12 protein-coding genes and 1 pseudogene are annotated in these 17727 nt (G+C 60.4%); 2 read left to right on the plus strand and 11 right to left on the minus strand.

Annotated features, from left to right (window positions below; translation table 11 throughout):
* The first annotated feature begins 87 nt into the window (after nt 1-87).
* Nucleotides 88-1122, plus strand: coding sequence for a selenide, water dikinase SelD (gene selD / locus EC915_RS02770; RefSeq protein ID WP_133748986.1), 1035 nt, complete (start codon nt 88-90; stop codon nt 1120-1122).
* Nucleotides 1122-2231 carry a tRNA 2-selenouridine(34) synthase MnmH gene (gene mnmH / locus EC915_RS02775; protein WP_133748987.1) on the plus strand — a complete coding sequence of 370 codons (1110 nt, stop codon included), beginning with the start codon at nt 1122-1124 and terminating at the stop codon, nt 2229-2231. Before selD ends, mnmH begins: the two co-directional genes overlap by 1 nt.
* 323 nt (nt 2232-2554) lie before the next feature.
* On the opposite strand, the gene EC915_RS02780 is transcribed toward mnmH, so the two are convergent.
* The 11 genes and pseudogenes from EC915_RS02780 to EC915_RS02830 form a co-directional block, all read right to left on the minus strand.
* Entirely contained in the window at nt 2555-3610 is a 1056-nt protein-coding gene (locus EC915_RS02780; protein ID WP_133748988.1) for a permease, read from the minus strand.
* A 251-nt stretch (nt 3611-3861) separates the two neighbouring features.
* Nucleotides 3862-5448, minus strand: coding sequence for an ABC transporter ATP-binding protein (locus EC915_RS02785; RefSeq protein ID WP_133748989.1), 1587 nt, complete (start codon nt 5446-5448; stop codon nt 3862-3864).
* Nucleotides 5449-5457: 9 nt separating this feature from the next.
* Nucleotides 5458-6480 carry an ABC transporter permease gene (locus EC915_RS02790; RefSeq protein ID WP_133748990.1) on the minus strand — a complete coding sequence of 341 codons (1023 nt, stop codon included), beginning with the start codon at nt 6478-6480 and terminating at the stop codon, nt 5458-5460.
* Nucleotides 6480-7550: a microcin C ABC transporter permease YejB gene (locus EC915_RS02795; RefSeq protein WP_133748991.1), complete on the minus strand. Its 1071-nt coding sequence runs from the start codon at nt 7548-7550 to the stop codon at nt 6480-6482. The genes EC915_RS02790 and EC915_RS02795 overlap by 1 nt, the downstream gene beginning before the upstream one ends.
* A 1-nt stretch (nt 7551) precedes the next feature.
* Nucleotides 7552-9495, minus strand: coding sequence for an extracellular solute-binding protein (locus EC915_RS02800; RefSeq protein WP_133748992.1), 1944 nt, complete (start codon nt 9493-9495; stop codon nt 7552-7554).
* 150 nt (nt 9496-9645) lie between these two features.
* A complete protein-coding gene (locus EC915_RS02805) occupies nt 9646-12381 on the minus strand; it encodes a TonB-dependent receptor (RefSeq protein ID WP_166650900.1) in 2736 nt (911 codons plus the stop codon).
* Nucleotides 12382-12575: 194 nt separating this feature from the next.
* On the minus strand, nt 12576-12977 hold the full coding sequence (locus tag EC915_RS02810) for a biopolymer transporter ExbD (RefSeq protein WP_133748993.1): 402 nt from the start codon (nt 12975-12977) through the stop codon (nt 12576-12578).
* The gene (locus tag EC915_RS02815; protein WP_133748994.1) at nt 12977-13684 is read right to left on the minus strand and encodes a MotA/TolQ/ExbB proton channel family protein; all 708 of its coding nucleotides are present in this window, start codon (nt 13682-13684) and stop codon (nt 12977-12979) included. The genes EC915_RS02810 and EC915_RS02815 overlap by 1 nt, the downstream gene beginning before the upstream one ends.
* 50 nt (nt 13685-13734) lie before the next feature.
* Nucleotides 13735-14553 (minus strand): energy transducer TonB, encoded by an 819-nt coding sequence (locus tag EC915_RS02820; protein WP_133748995.1) that lies wholly within the window; start codon nt 14551-14553, stop codon nt 13735-13737.
* A gap of 1233 nt (nt 14554-15786) precedes the next feature.
* Nucleotides 15787-16619, minus strand: a pseudogene (locus EC915_RS02825) (NAD-dependent protein deacetylase).
* A 240-nt stretch (nt 16620-16859) separates the two neighbouring features.
* Nucleotides 16860-17684: an HDOD domain-containing protein gene (locus EC915_RS02830; RefSeq protein ID WP_133748996.1), complete on the minus strand. Its 825-nt coding sequence runs from the start codon at nt 17682-17684 to the stop codon at nt 16860-16862.
* Nucleotides 17685-17727 lie beyond the last annotated feature (43 nt).

The following is a 17727-nucleotide window of genomic DNA, read 5'->3' on the forward strand; positions in this document are numbered from 1 at the left end:
GGCCCAAGGCTGGCCGAATGTCCGCTCGAATCACTGAGCGGCTCTGCCTCTGTTAGACTTCAGCGCCTTGAAACCCAGGGGCTTCCCATGAACGATACGGTTCGTCTTACCCAATACAGTCACGGCGCCGGATGCGGCTGCAAGATATCTCCCAAAATCCTGGAAACGATTCTCGCCGGCAGCGGCGCGCAGAACCTCGACCCGCGCCTGTGGGTGGGCAATGCCTCCCGTGATGACGCCGCTGTCTATGCCATCGATGACGAAAAGGGTGTGGTTTCCACCACCGATTTCTTCATGCCCATCGTCGACGACCCTTTCGATTTCGGGCGCATTGCTGCCACCAATGCGATCAGTGATATCTACGCCATGGGTGGCGACCCGCTGATGGCCATCGCGATTCTCGGCTGGCCGGTCAACGTGCTGGCCCCGGAAATCGCCCGCGAGGTGATCCGTGGCGGTCGGGCGGTGTGTGACGCAGCCGGTATTCCCCTGGCGGGCGGCCACTCCATCGATGCCCCAGAGCCGATTTTCGGTCTGGCCGTGACCGGGCTGGTGGAAAAGCGCTTCATGAAACGCAATGACACGGCCACCGTCGGTTGCAGGTTGTATCTGACCAAGCCGCTGGGCATCGGCATTCTCACCACGGCGGAAAAAAAGGGCGTGCTGCGCGATGAGGACGTGGGCCTGGCGCGGGATGTCATGTGCACCTTGAATAAACCCGGCAGCCGTTTTTCGAGACTGGCCGGCGTCACGGCCATGACCGATGTCACCGGCTTTGGCCTGTTGGGCCATCTGGTGGAAATGGCCGATGGCAGCGGACTCACCGCGCGCCTTAATGCTGCGGCTGTTCCGCGCCTGGGCAGCGTCGATTTCTACATCGAGCAAAACTGCATTCCTGGCGGTACTCATCGCAACTTCGACAGTTATGGCGAGCGCATCGGTGAACTGAGCGACGCGCAGAAATGGCTGTTGTGCGACCCGCAGACCAGCGGTGGGCTGTTGATTGCCGTCGAGCCTGCTGAGGAACACGCGTTTCTTGCGCTGGCGACCGAATTGGGCCTGAGGCTGGCGCCGATCGGCGAACTGGTGGAGCGACAGCGACTCGCCGTCGAGGTGTTCTGATGCGCGAGAACAGCGCCCGGTTTCACGACATTTTTCTGCACGACATCCCGATGATGGATGTGCGTGCGCCGGTTGAGTTCACCAAAGGGGCCTTTCCCGGGGTGATCAACCTGCCGTTGATGAACGACATCGAACGGCAGAAGGTCGGTACCCGCTACAAACAGGATGGCCAGGAAGCCGCCATCGAGCTGGGTCACAAACTGGTCGGCGGCGAACTCAAGCAGGCGCGTATTGAAACCTGGGCAGCATTCGCCAGGCAGCATCCCGACGGGTTTCTGTATTGCTTTCGCGGCGGCCTGCGCTCGCAGATCACCCAGCAGTGGCTTGAGACCGAGGCGGGCATTCAGTACCCGCGGATCATCGGCGGCTACAAGGCCATGCGGACTTACCTGCTTGGGGTCACCGAACAGGCTGTTACCGAATGCGACTTCGTGCTGATCGGCGGCCTGACCGGCACCGGCAAGACCGAGGTGTTGCAGCAACTGGACAACGGGCTGGACCTGGAAGGCCATGCCAATCATCGCGGCTCAAGCTTCGGCAAGCACGCCACACCGCAGCCGGGGCAGATCGACTTCGAGAACCTGCTGTCCGTCGACATCCTGAAAAAACGCGCCCGCAACGTGCATCAGTTCGTCATCGAGGATGAAGGCCGCATCGTCGGCAGTCGAGCCGTGCCACTGGCGTTGTACCGCACCATGCAGGCGGCGCCGCTGGTTTGGCTGGAGGACCGCCTGGAGGGCCGTGTCGAGCGGATCCTCAAGGATTACGTGATCGACCTCTGTGCCGAGTTCATCGCAGTCGAGGGCATCGAGACGGGTTTCGAGGCCTATGCCGAGCGTTTGCAGCAAAGCCTGTCCAGCATCGTTCGGCGGCTGGGCGGCGAGCGTCACCAGCGTCTGTCGGTGATCATGGACAGCGCCCTTCTGGAACAGCAGCGCAGTGGTGATGTCGATCAGCATCGGGCCTGGATCAGCGCCATGCTCAGCGAATACTACGACCCGATGTACGCCTATCAGCGCGACAGTAAAAATGCGCGGATCGAGTTTGCGGGGGATCAGACTGCAGTTGTCGAATACCTGAAGTACAGAGCGGCTCGGTCGCCTCGTTAATCCATAAGGCGATCAAACCCGTCCCGATAAGCGGCCCGTGCTCAAGAATATCGGCTTGTCGAGAATCTCCCTGTAGGAGCGAATTCATTCGCGAAGCGGCAGTTCGAGCGGTAGGGGAGTGTCGGATGTACAGGCCCCTCGCGAATGAATTCGTTCCTACATGTGGGGGCCGGAGTGTCAGCCAGTTCCGGCTTGTTCGTCATCTTTAGGGGCCGGGTGTGCCAGTCAGTAGCGATATGGCCGACCACCCGGACCCTGCTCGTAGAAGATCCCTGCGCCCCAAGGCCATGCCGTTTATGTGATGGCAAGAGGCATGTGACCGGTCATAAGACCGCAGCACCGATAAGCCCGCTCACCACACCGACGACCATGGTCAGCACCGCCACGGTCACCAGGACTTTACGATCAAACGATTTACGCAGCATCAGCAGCGACGGCAGGCTCACGCTGGGCAGTGTCATCAGCAACGCCACGCTCGACGCGGTGCCCAGCCCCAACGTCATCAAAGTCTGCACGATAGGGATCTCGGCGGCCGTCGGAATCACGAACAGTGTGCCGACGATGGCCAGCGGTACCAGCCAAAGCAGGTTGTTGCCCATGGCGCCGTCCACATGCGGGAACAGCCAGACCCGCGCTGCGCCCAGCACCAGTACCGCAATCACATAGATCGGGATGGTGGTCCAGAACAGTGGCCAGATCGTCTTGCCCCAACGGGTCAGCAGGCTGCCTTGATCAGGTCGTTCGGCATCGGCTACCGCTTCGATTGCTTGTTCCGGCAGTGCCTCAGGCCGCGCGATACGCTGGGCCACCAGTGATACGCCGATCACCAGCACGATGCCCGCCACCACACGCAACGCTGTGAATCCCCAACCCAGCACAAAGCCCATGAACACCAGGGTGGCCGGGTTGAGCACCGGATTGGCGATCCAGAATGCTAACGCCGCACCCACTGATACGTTCTGCTTGCGCAAGCCTGCCGTCACCGGCGCCGCGCAGCAGCTGCACATCATGCCCGGCAGGGCGAACAGGCCGCCTCGCACGGTCGAGCCCAGACCGGCGCGGCCAAACAGGCGCAGCAGCCAGTCACGCGGAATCAGCACCTGCACCAACGAGCCGAGAATCACGGCCAGCACGGCAGCCTTCCAGATCGCCAGAAAGTAGACCTGAGCGTAAGCCAGCGCGGCGACCCACGGGTTGGCCGGGTTGTCGTTGATGACTGATCCGCCGATGTTGTGGGTGTCGGCAGCGACGAAGGATTTCAAGTAATACGGCGACCATTTGACGTAATACAGACCAATGGCTGCCACCAGCAGAAACACCAGCGGTTTCCACCAGAATGACCAGCCACGGCGTTCGGAGGCGAGTGGAAAAGTGGACATGAAAGGTACCGGGTAAAGAAAACAGGGGGCGCGATGATACGCTGTTCGGCTTTGAGTGTAGTAGCTGTAGCAAGATGATCGGGCTCAACATCACGCAATGTCGAGCCCGGATCAGCACGGAGGTGAAGCTGAGCTTGCTCACGAAGAGGGTGGAGACCCTCGCGTGTCTCACTGGCTTGCAAACCGGTTTTCGTCATGCGCCTACTCCGACAGCAAAGCGGCGCGGTGTACCTGACGCCTCAAGGTCCGTATCACGCCCCGAATGCCAACCCCGACGCCTTTAACAACTCCTGGGTATAGGCCTGCTGAGGATCGGCAAAAATCTTGCGCGATTCTCCTTGCTCGACCACTTTACCGTCCTTTATCACGATCAGATCGTGGGCCAAGGCGTGGACCACCGCCAGATCATGGCTGATGAACAGGTAGGTCAGGCCGTGGCGGACCTGCAGGTCACGCAGCAGGGCAACGATCTGTTTCTGGACCGTGCGATCCAGTGCCGAGGTCGGCTCATCCAGCAGGATCAGCTCAGGTTCGAGCACCAGAGCGCGGGCAATCGAAATGCGTTGCCGCTGCCCGCCGGAGAACTCATGGGGGTAGCGATGGCGGCTCTCCGGGTCCAGGCCCACTTCGCGCAGCACCCGAATCACCGTCTGCTCGCGCTCCTGCGGGGTGCCGATGCCGTGGGTCAGCAACCCTTCGGCGATGATCTGCTGTACGGTCATGCGCGGACTGAGGCTGCCGAACGGGTCCTGAAACACCACCTGCATGCGTTTACGCAACGGGCGCATCAACTGCTGGCTGCGCAGGCTCAGCTCCTTGTTGCCAAAGCGGATACTGCCCTCGGAATCGATCAGACGCAGGATCGCTTGGCCCAAGGTGGATTTACCCGACCCCGATTCACCGACAATCCCCAGCGTCTTGCCCTTGAGCAGCTCGAAACTCACCCCGTCCACTGCCTTGATGTAATGCCGCTGACGACTGAACAGCCGCTTGGGCAGGGCAAACCAGACCTTCAGTGCGTCCACCGAGAGCAAGGTCTGCGGATGCACACTGGGCACCGGCTCACCGTCGGGTTCGGCATTGATCAGTAAGCGACTGTAGGCGTGCTGCGGGTTGGCGAACAGTGCCTGACAGTCGGCCTGCTCGACGATCTCGCCGCCACGCATCACGCACACCCGTTGTGCAATGCGGCGCACCAGGTTCAGGTCATGACTGATCAGCAGCAATGACATGCCCAGACGCGCCTGCAAGGTTTTCAACAGTTCGAGGATCTTCACCTGCACGGTGACGTCCAGCGCCGTGGTCGGTTCGTCGGCGATCAGCAAGTCCGGTTCGTTGGCCAGGGCCATGGCGATCATCACCCGTTGCCGCTGGCCCCCGGACAGTTGATGTGGATAGGCCTTGAGCCGCTGCAGTGGTTGGTGGATGCCCACCAGTTCCAGCAGTTCCAGCGTGCGTTCGCGAGCGGCTTTGCCCTTAAGGCCCTTGTGCATCGTAAGGATTTCACCGATCTGCTTCTCCACGGTGTGCAGCGGGTTCAGCGAGGTCATTGGCTCCTGGAAGATCATGGCGATGCGGTTGCCGCGCAGCTCGCGCAGTTGGGCATCGCTGGCTTGCAACAGATCGACGCCGTTGTAATGGATCTGACCCTGGGTGCTGACGCTCTTGACGGGCAGCAGCCGCAGGATCGAATGCGCCGTCACGGATTTGCCCGAGCCGGATTCGCCCACCAGCGCCAGGCATTCGCCACGGCGGATGGTCAGGTCGATGCCATGAACCACCTCGCTGCCGTTAAAGGCAACCCGTAAGCCACGGATGTCGATCAATGTTTCAGTCATGTCGCGTCCTCAGGTTCGCGGATCGAAAGCGTCGCGGCAGGCTTCGCCGATGAACACCAGCAGGGAAAGAATCAGCGCCAGCACGCAAAAGGCGGTCAGGCCCAGCCAGGGCGCCTGCAGGTTGCGCTTGGCCTCGCCCACGAGTTCGCCCAGGGACGCACTGCCCGCCGGCATGCCAAAACCGAGGAAGTCCAGCGCGGTCAACGTGGCGATGGCACCGGTCACGATGAACGGCAGGTAGGTGAGGGTGCTGGTCATGGCGTTGGGCAGGATGTGCCGCAGCATCAGCGCGCTGTCGCTCAGGCCCAGGGCGCGGGCGGCCTTGACGTATTCCAGATTGCGTCCGCGCAGGAACTCGGCACGCACCACATCCACCAGCGCCAGCCACGAGAACAGCGCCATGATCCCCAGCAGCCACCAGAAGTTCGGCTCGACGAAGCCCGAAAGAATGATCAACAGATACAACACCGGCAGCCCCGACCAGATCTCCTGCAGACGCTGGCCGATGAGGTCCGCCAGGCCGCCGTAATAGCCCTGAACCGCCCCGGCGAACACACCGATCACGGTACTTATAGCGGTCAGCAGCAAGGCGAACAGGATCGACACCCGCGTGCCGAACAGGACGCGTGCCATCACGTCCCGCGCCTGCTCGTCGGTCCCCAGCCAATTACGCGAGCTGGGTGGGCTGGGCGAGGGCTCTTTAAGGTCGTAATTGACGGTGTCGTAGCTGAAGGGGATCGGCGCGAACATCATCCAGCCACCCTTGGACTCGATCAGCTTATGCACGTAGTCGCTGGCGTAGTCCGGCTCGAACGGTAGCTCGCCACCGAAATCGGTTTCCAGGTACGGGTGCAGGGTCGGGTAATACAACTGGCCTTGATAACTGACCAGCAGCGGCCGGTCGTTGGCGATCAGTTCGCCACACAGGCAGATCAACAGCAGCGCGATAAAAATCCACAGCGACCACCAACCCCGTCGATTGGCTTTGAAGTTGGCCATGCGCCGCTTGCTTTGCGCAGAAAACTCGAACATCAGGCGCTCCTCGCGGAAAAGTCGATGCGCGGATCGACCAGGGTGTAGCAAAGATCGCCCACCAGCTTGATCAGCAGGCCGAACAGGGTGAACAGAAACAGCGTGCCGAACACCACCGGGTAGTCGCGGGACACCGCTGCCTCGTAACTCATGCGGCCGATGCCATCCAGCCCGAAGATGGTTTCGATCAACAAGGAACCGGCGAAGAACACCTCGGTCAGTGCGCCGGGAATGCCCGCGACCACCAGCAACATCGCATTGCGGAACACATGGCCATACAGCACGCGATGCTCGCTCAGGCCCTTGGCCCGCGCCGTGACGACATACTGGCGGCTGATTTCATTGAGGAAGCTGTTCTTGGTGAGGATGGTCAGGGTGGCGAAGCCGCCGATCACCAACGCACTGACCGGCAGCACCAGGTGCCACAGGTAGTCACGCACCTTGCCCAGGGTCGACAGGCTTTCGAAGTCATCGGAAAACAGTCCCTGTGCCGGAAACCAGCTCAGGTAGCTGCCCCCGGCGAACACCACGATCAGTGCAATGGCGAACAGAAATGCCGGCACCGCATAGCCGACGATGATCAGCGTGCTGCTCCAGACATCGAAGCGGCTGCCGTGATGCACCGCTTTGCGAATGCCCAGCGGGATCGAGATCAGGTAGGTAATCAGCGTGGCCCAAAGCCCCAGTGAAAGGGTGACCGGCAGTTTCTGAGCAATCAGGCCGGTCACCGTCGCGCCACGAAAAAAGCTGCTGCCAAAATCCAGCTGCGCGTAGTGGGTGAGCATCAGCCACAAGCGTTCGTGCATCGGTTTGTCAAAACCGTACTGATGCCTGATCGCTTCGACCAGCTCCGGGTCCAGCCCCTGTGAACTGCGGCTCACCGCCCCGGACGCCGCAACTTCTCCGCCTCCGCCGCCGATCCCCGCCGCTGGACTCAGGCCCTGAACCCGGGCAATCGCCTGTTCGACGGGGCCGCCTGGTGCGGCCTGAACGATGAGAAAGTTGACCACCAGAATGCACAGCAGGGTGGGAATGATCAGCAGCAGACGCCGCATTGCATAAACCAGCATGTCAACGTTCCTCCCCGGTCGCAGGCGATGGCACATGTGGCTGCGCGCTGATTTGCGGCGCCAGGCGCGCAGCCATTTGGTCATTGGTCAAAGGCGTGGGGCTGATCTGCCACCAGCTTTCCAGCCCCACGTCGTAAATCGGCTCGACCTGCGGTTTGCCGAAGCGGTTGGCGTACACCACCGGAGTGCCTTGCGAGTAGTAATTCGGAATCATGTAGAAGCCCCACAACAACACCCGGTCCAGTGCCCGGGCGTAATGCTGCATGTCGTTGCGACTGTTGGCGCCGACCAGCCCGTCGATGAGCGAATCCACGGCCCGATTGCGCAGGACCATCGCGTTGGAGCTGCCGACCTGGCGGGCGCTCTGAGAGCCGAACAGGTTGTACAGCTCCCGACCTGGTGACAGGATCGGATTGCCGTTGTTGGGCAGGGTGACCACGATCATGTCGTAGTCACGGCTGTTGAGCCGGTTGATGTACTGCGCTGAATCGACCCGACGGAAATTCAACGAGATGCCGATCTGCGCCAGCACCCTTTTATAGGGCAGCACCAGACGCTCGAAACCGCCCTGACCGTCGAGGAAAGAGAATTCGAGAGGTTGCCTGGCGGCGTTGACCAGCCGATTGTTTTTCGCATGCCACCCGGCGTCGGCCAGCAGCTTCAGGGCCTTGAGCTGTTTATCGCGTATATAACCGCTGCCATCGGTCTTCGGCGCATGCCAGACCTGGGTAAACACCTCATCGGGCACCTTGCCCCGAAGCGGCTCGAGAATCTGCAACTCCTGGGCATCCGGCGGTTCGCTGGCGGCCATGTCGCTCTTGGGAAAGTAGCTCTCTTCGCGCACATAGAAGTTGCGCATGATCTGGCCATTGACCCATTCGAAATCCCAGAGCATGGCCAGCGCCTCGCGCACACGCCGGTCCTGAAACACCGGCCTGTCGAGGTTGAACACGAAACCCTGGCCGGCCACCGGGCGTTTTTTCGCCAGGATGGTCTTTTGCAAGCGACCGTCCTGCACGCTTGGCGCGGTATAACCGACTATGTAGCCGGAGGAGGAAAACTCGCGGTTGTAGTCGAAGCTGCCGGCTTGCACCAGTTGCCGGGCAACGTCGACATCGCCATAGAAATTCACCGTCAGCGCGTCGAAGTTGTACAGCCCGCGACTGACCGGCAGGTCCTTGGCCCACCAGTCTTTCACCCGCTCGAAACTCACGCTGCGCCCGGCATCCACCCGCGACACGCGGTAGGGCCCGCTGCCCAGCGGTGGTTCGAAACCGCCTCCCTTGGTGAAGTCCCGGGTCTTCCACCAATGTTCCGGCAGCACACGCATGCTCGCCAGATCCAGCGCCAGGGTCCGATTGAGGTTGCTCTTGAAGTCGAAGCGAATCTGCCCCGGCGCTTCGATGACCACATCCTTGACGTCGGCATACAGCGGCCGATAGCTGAAGCTGCCCTGGGTGATCAGGGTCTGATAGGTGTACTTCACGTCTTGGGCAGTGATCGGGCTGCCATCGTCGAACCGCGCCTTGGGGTTGAGGTAAAAGCGCACCCACAGATTGTCCGGGTCGCGCTCCAGCTTTTGCGCAACCAGGCCATACACCGTGTAGGGCTCGTCCAGCGAGCGATAGGCCAGCGGTGAATAGACCCAGGTATCGATCTGGCTCACGGAAATGCCCTGATCGACGTAGGGCGTGAGGTAGTTGTACTGGCCGATTTCTTCGGACGCGCGACTCAGCGAGCCGCCTTTGGGCGCGTACGGATCGACGTAATCAAAATGTTTGAAATCAGCCGGGTATTTGGGTGGTTCGCCGTACACGGTCAGGGCGTGCAGGGGCGCGGCGATGGCCAGCGGCACGCCGGACAGAAACGAGATGAAAAACGCCACGGCGTACAGCAGCGCAATGCCGGGAAGCAGCCTTTGCAACGAAAGAGGGGAGGTGCACATGTTCGGGCAATCCTTGGTTTGCAGGGCGACGCACTCAAAGCGCTGGGAAAAATCCCCCGGCCGGGGGCGATGGACGAGACCTTGAAGCCGGGGGCGCGATTTCGCAGGGAGACCCCGACGCGCCGGAGCGAAGCGCGTCAGGGGGCAGGCTTAGAAGTGGTACGACGCGCGTGCGAACAACGTGCGCCCCAGCGGGTCGGCGTAACGAGGGTCGTAGCCGGACTGGAAGTTATAGGCCTGGTTGGAGAACGGCGGGTTGCGGTCGAACATATTCTTCACGCCCACATCGATATCCAGCGCCTTCTCAAAGGTGTAGCCGGTTGAGATATCCCATACCGAATACGAGGCCACGCGCGAGTTGGTGCTGGGGTCATAGTCGTTATAGCCGGTGGTGAACTGATTGGTCAGGCTGGCGCGCGCCGGTCCCAGGTTCCAGGTCGCGGTCAGGTTGTGTTTCCAGCGTGCAATCACGCCATCACCCTGAAAGTCACCCACCTTGTCGGTGTACGGCCCTTTGATGGTGCTCTGAAAGTCGTAGCGATCAACGTAGGTGCCCGTCATGCCAACGCCGAACTGGCCATACGGCGTATTCGGAAACTGGTAATTGAGCGAGACGTCGACGCCATTGGTCTTGACGATGCCCAGGTTGGCGTTGGTCGCGACGATATAGTCCAGGGTGCCATCGGCGTTGCGCACGAACCGGTCGGCGTAGGTGTTCGGGTCATCGAACACCGTGGACTCAGGGAACGACTGAATCTGGTTGGAAATGTGAATCCACCAGAAGTCCAGACCCATCGACAGATTGCTCATCGGCTGGAACACGAAACCGAAGGTGACGTTACGGGCTTTTTCCGGGGCAAGTCCCTGGTTGCCGCCTAACTGAGAGTGAAACTGCTGGTCACAATCGCGACCGGCATTGCCACCCGGCTGTACCACGCCACCGGTGCACAGTGTCGGGTCGTTGTAATAACCCTGGGTAAAGGTAATGGCTTGCGGCGCGTACAGCTCATAGAGGGTAGGGGCCCGGAAGCCCTCGCTGTAAGCGCCCCGTACCACCAGTTCTTTGACCGGCTGATAACGGAACGAGTATTTCGGATTGGTGGTGCTGCCGAAGTCGCTGTATTTGTCGTGACGGATGGCGGCGGTCAGCTCCAGGCTGTCGAGTACAGGTACGTTCAGCTCGGCATATTCGGCCTTGACACTGCGGTCGCCGCTGACGCTGCCGTTGGAGTCAAGACCCAGGCTGCTTAAATCATCGACGAAGGCGTCCAGATTCTGGTGGAACTTCTCCTTGCGGTATTCACCGCCCAAGGCCAGCCCGGCGGAACCTGCACCAAACCAGTCACCGATTTCCCGGCTGATACGGCCATCCAGCCCCATGACGCGTCCGACTGCCGATGAATACTGGCCGTGATAGGTCGCTGCATCGATGTAGCGCTGACCGGCCGCAGACTGCGTGCCGAACGGGTTGATGATCCCGGAAGTGATGCCGTTGATCAGCGCTGCGTCGCTGAGATAACCGCTGGTGACGGATGACAGAATCTTGTTCTGGTTGTACGAGGCACCGACGTTGTAGTCCCAGCCGCCGACCAAGCCGTCGAATGTCAGCAAAAAACGCTGACTGGTGTTCTGGTCCTTGCTGGAGCGCCCGCCTGCGGCAGTTTCGCGCCAATTCAAATCCACGGGCTGGGAGGGGTCGAGGTCGAAGTTCGTCGGTGCCGGGGTGCTGCCATTACCAGGATAGTAAGGCGAGGAGCTGTCCATGGTCAGCCCGGTCAGGGGCGCCGGTGCAATGGTGGTGGCGTTGTTATTGCGCGCCCAGAAGTATTCCAGGCTGACGTTATGGTCTTCGGCGAGCTTGCCGGTGGCCTTGCCGAAGAAGGAAGTTTTCTCGGTTTCAGGGGTCAGGTCGATGTATTGCTTGGTCGAGAAGCGACAGACACCACGGTCCAGCACCTGGCCCGGACCGCTGCAATTGCTGTCAAGCAGCGGGTTGCTGGCGTTGTCGCCCTGACTGTAGTTGGCCGGGAACGAAGTGCCGGAGGTCTGGTTAAGGCCGCGTCCGGGCTGGTAGTCGTTAACGAAGGAGCGGTCACGCGCCGCGAGGTTGCCTTGCTTGTTGTAGTTGAACACGCCCATGACATTGAAGCGGTCTTCGTTCAGGTCGCCAATGCCCCAGCTGGCGCTCATGTCTTTGGTGTCGCCGCCGCCTGCTGCGGTGGGGGACGCGCCGCCTAGTGTGAGGGTCCCGTCAGTCATTTCCTTTTTGGTAATGAAGTTGATCACCCCGCCGATGGCGTCGGTGCCATACAAGGCCGATGCGCCGTCGCGCAGCACTTCGACACGGTCGATTGCGGCAAACGGGATCATGTTAAGGTCCACCGCCCCGCCTGCCGAGTTGGTGCCTGACAGCGCGTTGTTCGCCAACCGTCGACCGTTGAGCAATACCAGCGTCTTGTTGGCGCCGATACCGCGCATGTCGGCAAACGATGCCCCGCCGGTGGACGCGCCTACAGAACCTGCGCTGTTGTTGATCGACTGGCTCCCGGTGATGCGCTGCACCAGCTCCTGGGTCGTGGTAACCCCCTGTTTTTTCAGATCGTCGGTTCGCAGGATGGTGATCGGCACCGCCGTCTCTGCATCCACGCGGCGCACCGCCGAACCGGTCACTTCAACCCGCTGCAACTGCGCGGTGGCCGGTACTGCCGCTGCAGCCGCCGGAACCGCGGCTTCACTGGCCGGTGCCGCCTCGGCGGTGTTATCACTGTTTTGTGCCGCATAGGCCGGGCTCATGCCTACGGCCAGGGCGCAGAACAGTGCGCGGGGATGCCGTCCTACGGCAAGTACGAGAGGCTTGAGGGTAGAACCAGGAAAACTCATCAGCATGGTAATTTCCGAATTATTCCAGAGGTTAATGAAATGGCCTTGTGAGCCCTCGTTGCTCCGACGCGGTCATGGCGGTCGGGAAATCCTTTTTTCAAGCAAGCCGCTCCCCTCCATGGCAAATCCACGGACGGCTGTTACATCGGGAGTCAGGTGTGCAGGGCCGCGCCGGGCGCAGCCCTCAAGTCACGGGCAGATCACTTGGAGGTCATCACCGATATTTTGGTGATCCCCGCGCGCTCGATGGACGCCATCGCCTTGGCCACCTGGCCATAGTTGACGCTGGTGTCGGCCTGCAACTGGACCCGCACTTCAGGGTCCTTGGTCTTGACGTCCTTGAGGCTGACTTCCAGCGACTCGGGGGCAATCTCCGATTTGGCCAGGTAGAACTTGCCGTCCTGATCGACGCTGACCACCACCGGGTCTTTCTTTTCGGCGGGGGCGACGGCATCGGTTTTCGGCAGATTGACCTTGATCGCATTGGTCATCAGCGGTGCGGTCACGATGAACACCACCAGCAGCACGAGCATCACGTCCACCAGCGGCGTGACGTTCATTTCGCTGAGCACTTCATCGCTGTCTTGAGTGGAGAACGACATCAGCTCGCCTCCCGAACGGCATGGCCGTTCTTGTGCGCGATAGGCTGGCGGTCGACCGCAAAGGCACTGCGCTGGGCGAGGGCGTCGAAGTCATGGGCAAAATCGTCCATGTCGGCCACGGCCAGTTTCAGGCGGCGCAGAAAGAAGTTGTAAATCAGCACCGCTGGCACGGCGACCGCGATCCCCACGCCGGTGGCGATCAGGGCATGGCCGATGGGACCGGCGACGGTTTCCAGGCTGGCCGAGCCGCTGGCACCGATGCTCTGCAGCGCTTCCATGATCCCCCAGACGGTGCCGAACAGGCCGATGAAAGGCGCGGTGCTGCCGATACTGGCGAGGATCGCTTGCCCGGCTTCCAGCGAGCGGCGTTCTTTCTGGATCTGCTGGCGCAGGTTGCGTTCCAGGCGGTCAGAGCGGTTGATGGTGTGGGCCAGTTGCTGGGTGGTGCGCGGGGTTTCCTCCACCGCCATCGCTTCGAAACCGCTGTTGGCGATGCGTGCCAGCGAACCGGGGTACTGAGTGGCGTGTTCAGCGGCGGTGAGCAGATCCGGTGCGGTCCAGAAGGCCTTGGTGAACTGCCTGTTCTGGGTCTTGAGTTTCAGGTATTGCGCGGATTTGATCAGCAGCAGACCCCAGCTCAACACCGAGAAAAACACCAGCGCCCAGAGGACCCCTGGGACAATCATGGAAGAGAGCGATTCGTTCATGGTTACACCTCACCAGCTATATAAGAGTTGTCTGTGGTTTTGCCTGCCGGTCATTCCGGCAACTTGAAATCGATGGTCTGGGTCGCAAAGCCCTCAATCGGTGTGTCGCCACGCTTGGCCGGAATGAACTTCCAGTTACGCACCGTCGCCACTGCCGCATCGTCCAGTACCTGTTTACCGCTGGATTTGGTCACCTCGACAGTGCCTGCACGGCCGTTAGGCAAGACCTTGATGCGCAGGATCACCCGGCCTTCCATGCCTTTGCGCAGCGCTGCGCCGGGGTATTCCGGTGGCGGATTGCCGAGGCTCGCCAGACCTGAAATCGCAGCCGACTCCTTGACCGGCGCTGCAGGCGCCGGGGCTGCCGGAGCAGGTGCGGGAGTCGGTGCCACGGGCGTGCTCGGTGCTGCGGGTATGGGCGGCGCAGGCTGCGTCGGTTTTTTCACCGGCTCCGGTTTCTTGACCGGTTTGGGTTTCTCGACCTTGGGTTTCTCCTCCGGCTTGGGCGGCGGTTTGAGCGCATCGGGGTCTTCGACCGGTTGTTCGGGTTCTGGAGGCGGCGGAGGCGGTGGGGGTGGCGGCGGTGCTGGCGGGGGAGGTTCCGGCGCAGGCGGCGTCGGGTTGGTCAGTTCGACCGTCATCTCGGGGACTTGCGGGGCAACGTCCGGCACGTCGGTTTTTGCCGTTTGCATGTACCACCAGATGGCACCATGAATAAGGACCGAAGCGGCAATCAATACCAACACCTGCGGCCTGTTCAACCCGCCAGGACGTGAAGTGTTTTCCTTGAAAGGAATACTCGGCCAAACCCTGGAAAGTTCATCCGGGGCCGGGTCGGGCACTGCTTTCATCTTTACCGCATCGTTCATTAAAGCTCCCTCGGATAGTTGAAGGGCAATAAGCGTCCGTTCAAACATTGAGTGAATGTTCGAATAATGATGCTTGCACTTTCGTGAAGCGCAAAACATCCGTAAGCAGACAGGGAAGCGTCAGCTTTTTAGAGGAAATTGTTGCTGCAAAGGGCTATGGAGAAGACATCGCTAATCCTTGATTTTTGCTATGTACGTTCATGTACGGCTGTGTAGGGTTACGGGTACACAACCTGTATTAGCAACCCTTATGCCAGCCTGATTCGCTGCGACGCTGTTTTGCGCCAAAAACACGTGGATGTCGCAATAACGTAATTTTTCATCGGCTCGCCTGCGTGTCGCGGCTTCGAATGAGACTGGACCAATAGAACCATTCGAAAATTCGGCGCGAACGGGCTTACTGATGCCCGTAACAGCATTTCTCTAAGGTCGCGCTACTTAGGGTGTCTACAACTTGCACTAATCTTGTTAGTTGAGCGTCGTATTGGTGCGTCTGCAATTAACTTCCCATTTCAAGCTTCCTTTTAAACGTGACTGGCAGGTCATGCCATAGTTTGTTTTAACGCTTGCCAACCACGCTGCTTGATCTGTAGTGATGGCTATTTAGTATCTATCCTGTTCTCGGCGGAACATACCGCTTGGATAAGTGCACATCGATGGTGGTCATATGTTTTCGTCATGCGGCATTAATAAAAAAAGACAACTAATCGCGGAGCTTGAATAAAAAAAGGTGCCTCTTTCCACGGCAGCAGGAGGCGGCGATGAGCGCAGTTCGAAGCGGAGTCAGAAAATCAGGCGCAAGCGCGTCCCGGGTCAGCGGTTAGGCCAGTGGGGTACGGCGAGGGGCATAGGGCGAACGAAATTCGGATGAGAGCGGGGGTGCGGTATGGACCGTGGCGTAGGGAGAGGGCGCAAAACAGGGACATGGATCGAATTCCTTATCGATGGACGCTAACTTATGGTTGGCGTCCTGCACTGTTATTGGACAGGGTAGTGTCCTTTTCCTGCACTTTGGTGCGTATGGCGCACGGATGGGCAGCGTAGTCCCACGGTTTGCAGCCTGGATGGGGCCTCTTCTCGTGGTACGTGCGTTCCACTTGGAAAAAATGTGCCAACATGTTGCCTGTTTGTAACTTTTTTGATGCTCGGCTTTTTAAGCTGTCGTGAATGCGTCTTTTTGGCCTTGTCGCGACAGGGCGTTTAGGCCGGTGGCCCGCCACCGGTCTGGTCGGCTCAGGACCTGATCAGCCGCTGCGCCAGTTCCGGCAGCAACGCCTCGCAGGACGCCGTGACCTTGAGAGTCAGCAAATCGTCCGCTCGCATCTTGCCCAGATTGATAGCGAGCAAGGGTTTGCCCTGCTCGACGACCCGACGGCACAGGCGCAACGCTGAAAAGGCCGTCAATGACGAGCCCACCACCAGCATCCCCTCAGCGTCTTCGACCCAAGCCATGGCCCGGGCAGCAGTGGGAGGCGTGACGTTTTCGCCAAAAACACCACGTCCGGCTTCAAGCGCTCGCCGCCGCAGTGAGGGCACAGAGGAACCCGAAAGCGCTCCTCGAAAGCCGGGTCCAGAAGGGTGTCGCCATCGGGTGCCTGGACCGCATCGACACCGGCCAGATAAGGGTTTTGTGCCAGCAGGGTAAGCTGAATCACATCGCGTTCTGTGCGCTGATGACAATCCAGGCACACCACCCGGTGCAGACTGCCATGCAACTCGATCACCTCCTGGCTGCCGGCCTGATCGTGAAGCGTGTCGACGTTTTGCGTGATGATGCCGTGACGCTGCAGCGCTGCCAGCGCTTGATCGGCAGCGTTGGGTTGCGCCGCGCGAACCCTTGGCCAGCCCAGCATGGCCCGCGCCCAGTAGCGACGGCGCGCCTGCGGGTCATTGAGAAACTCTTGAAACATCATTGGCTGTCGCCCGCGACGCACGCCGTCGCTGTCGCGGTAATCAGGAATCCCGGAAGAGGTACTGATACCTGCACCGGTGAGTACCACGAACGAGCGCCCGGTCATCCACTGCAATAGAGCGTCGACGTGGGTATGGGCAGCGGTATCGAACATCCACAGGTCCTCGGGAGCGGGGCGGGTTGGGGTGAGGGTAACGAGGGGGTGCGTCGTGGGGGGCGCATTCAGATCGAAGAGGCCGCACGTACGGCTTTGAATCCCGGCCCCGGATCATGCGCGAACGACCTTGGTCATCCACTGTCGAGGCGGCCCAGATCAAGAAATCCGGACCCCCGTTTTCATGATCAGGTTCGCTCCTACAGGCGTCTGTGCCGGGCAAAAATTATGGAGGGTCGGTTAGCTCAACAACTCCGCAAACTCTTTGTCCGCCTCCAGCACGGCTGGCAGCTCGGCGAATACGGCGATGAGGTCGATGCCTTCAAACAGAGGTCCTTCGACCGCTTCCTGTGCTTGTGGGGTCGCACCGCCGTTACTTTCCAGTGCGTCGGAGATGGTCAGGGCCTGGGCCACGATCCGAGGCTGGGTCGCATCGTCGGGTGCCTGCATCGGTCGAGCCTGATAAAGGATGGCGTTCTGAATCACCGGCGGCAAATGCCAGCGCCGTGCCAGTTCTGCGCCCACCTCGGGGTAGCCGAAGCCCAGTTGCAGGGTTTCATTGGCCGCACGGTTGGTTGTCCCGGTTTTGGTCACATTGTTGATCCGCTCGGCCACTTGCGGCGCTCCGGTCTGGATCAGCAGTTCGCCAATGTCGTGCATGACCCCGCAAGTGAAGGCAATCTCGGCGTCCGCCCCGGTCTTCTTGGCCAGCAGGCGGCAGATCCCGGCGACCTGAAAGCTCTTGAGCCAGAAACCCTTGAGGTCAAAACTGGGCCCCGCCTTGAATGCACCCGTGACCGCCGATGCCAGCACCAGCGTGCGCAGCGTGTTAAAGCCCAGACGGGTAGCGGCGTCTTCGATACTTGATGATTCCCGCGACCCGCGAAACCGCGCAGAGTTGGCCAGGCGCAGGATCTTGGCTGCAATGACCGGATCTTTCTCGATGTTGCGGGCGACGCTTTCCAGGTTCGACGATGGATTGTCAAACTTTATAATCAGGTCCTGAGCTACTTTGGGAATGCTCGGAAGACTGCCCAAATCCGTGAAAAGTTGTTCGATACCCATGACCTTGCTCCTGTTTCGTCTGAATAACCTACCTTAGGCAAAT

This window comes from Pseudomonas sp. LP_7_YM (assembly GCF_004364435.1).
GTDB lineage: Bacteria > Pseudomonadota > Gammaproteobacteria > Pseudomonadales > Pseudomonadaceae > Aquipseudomonas.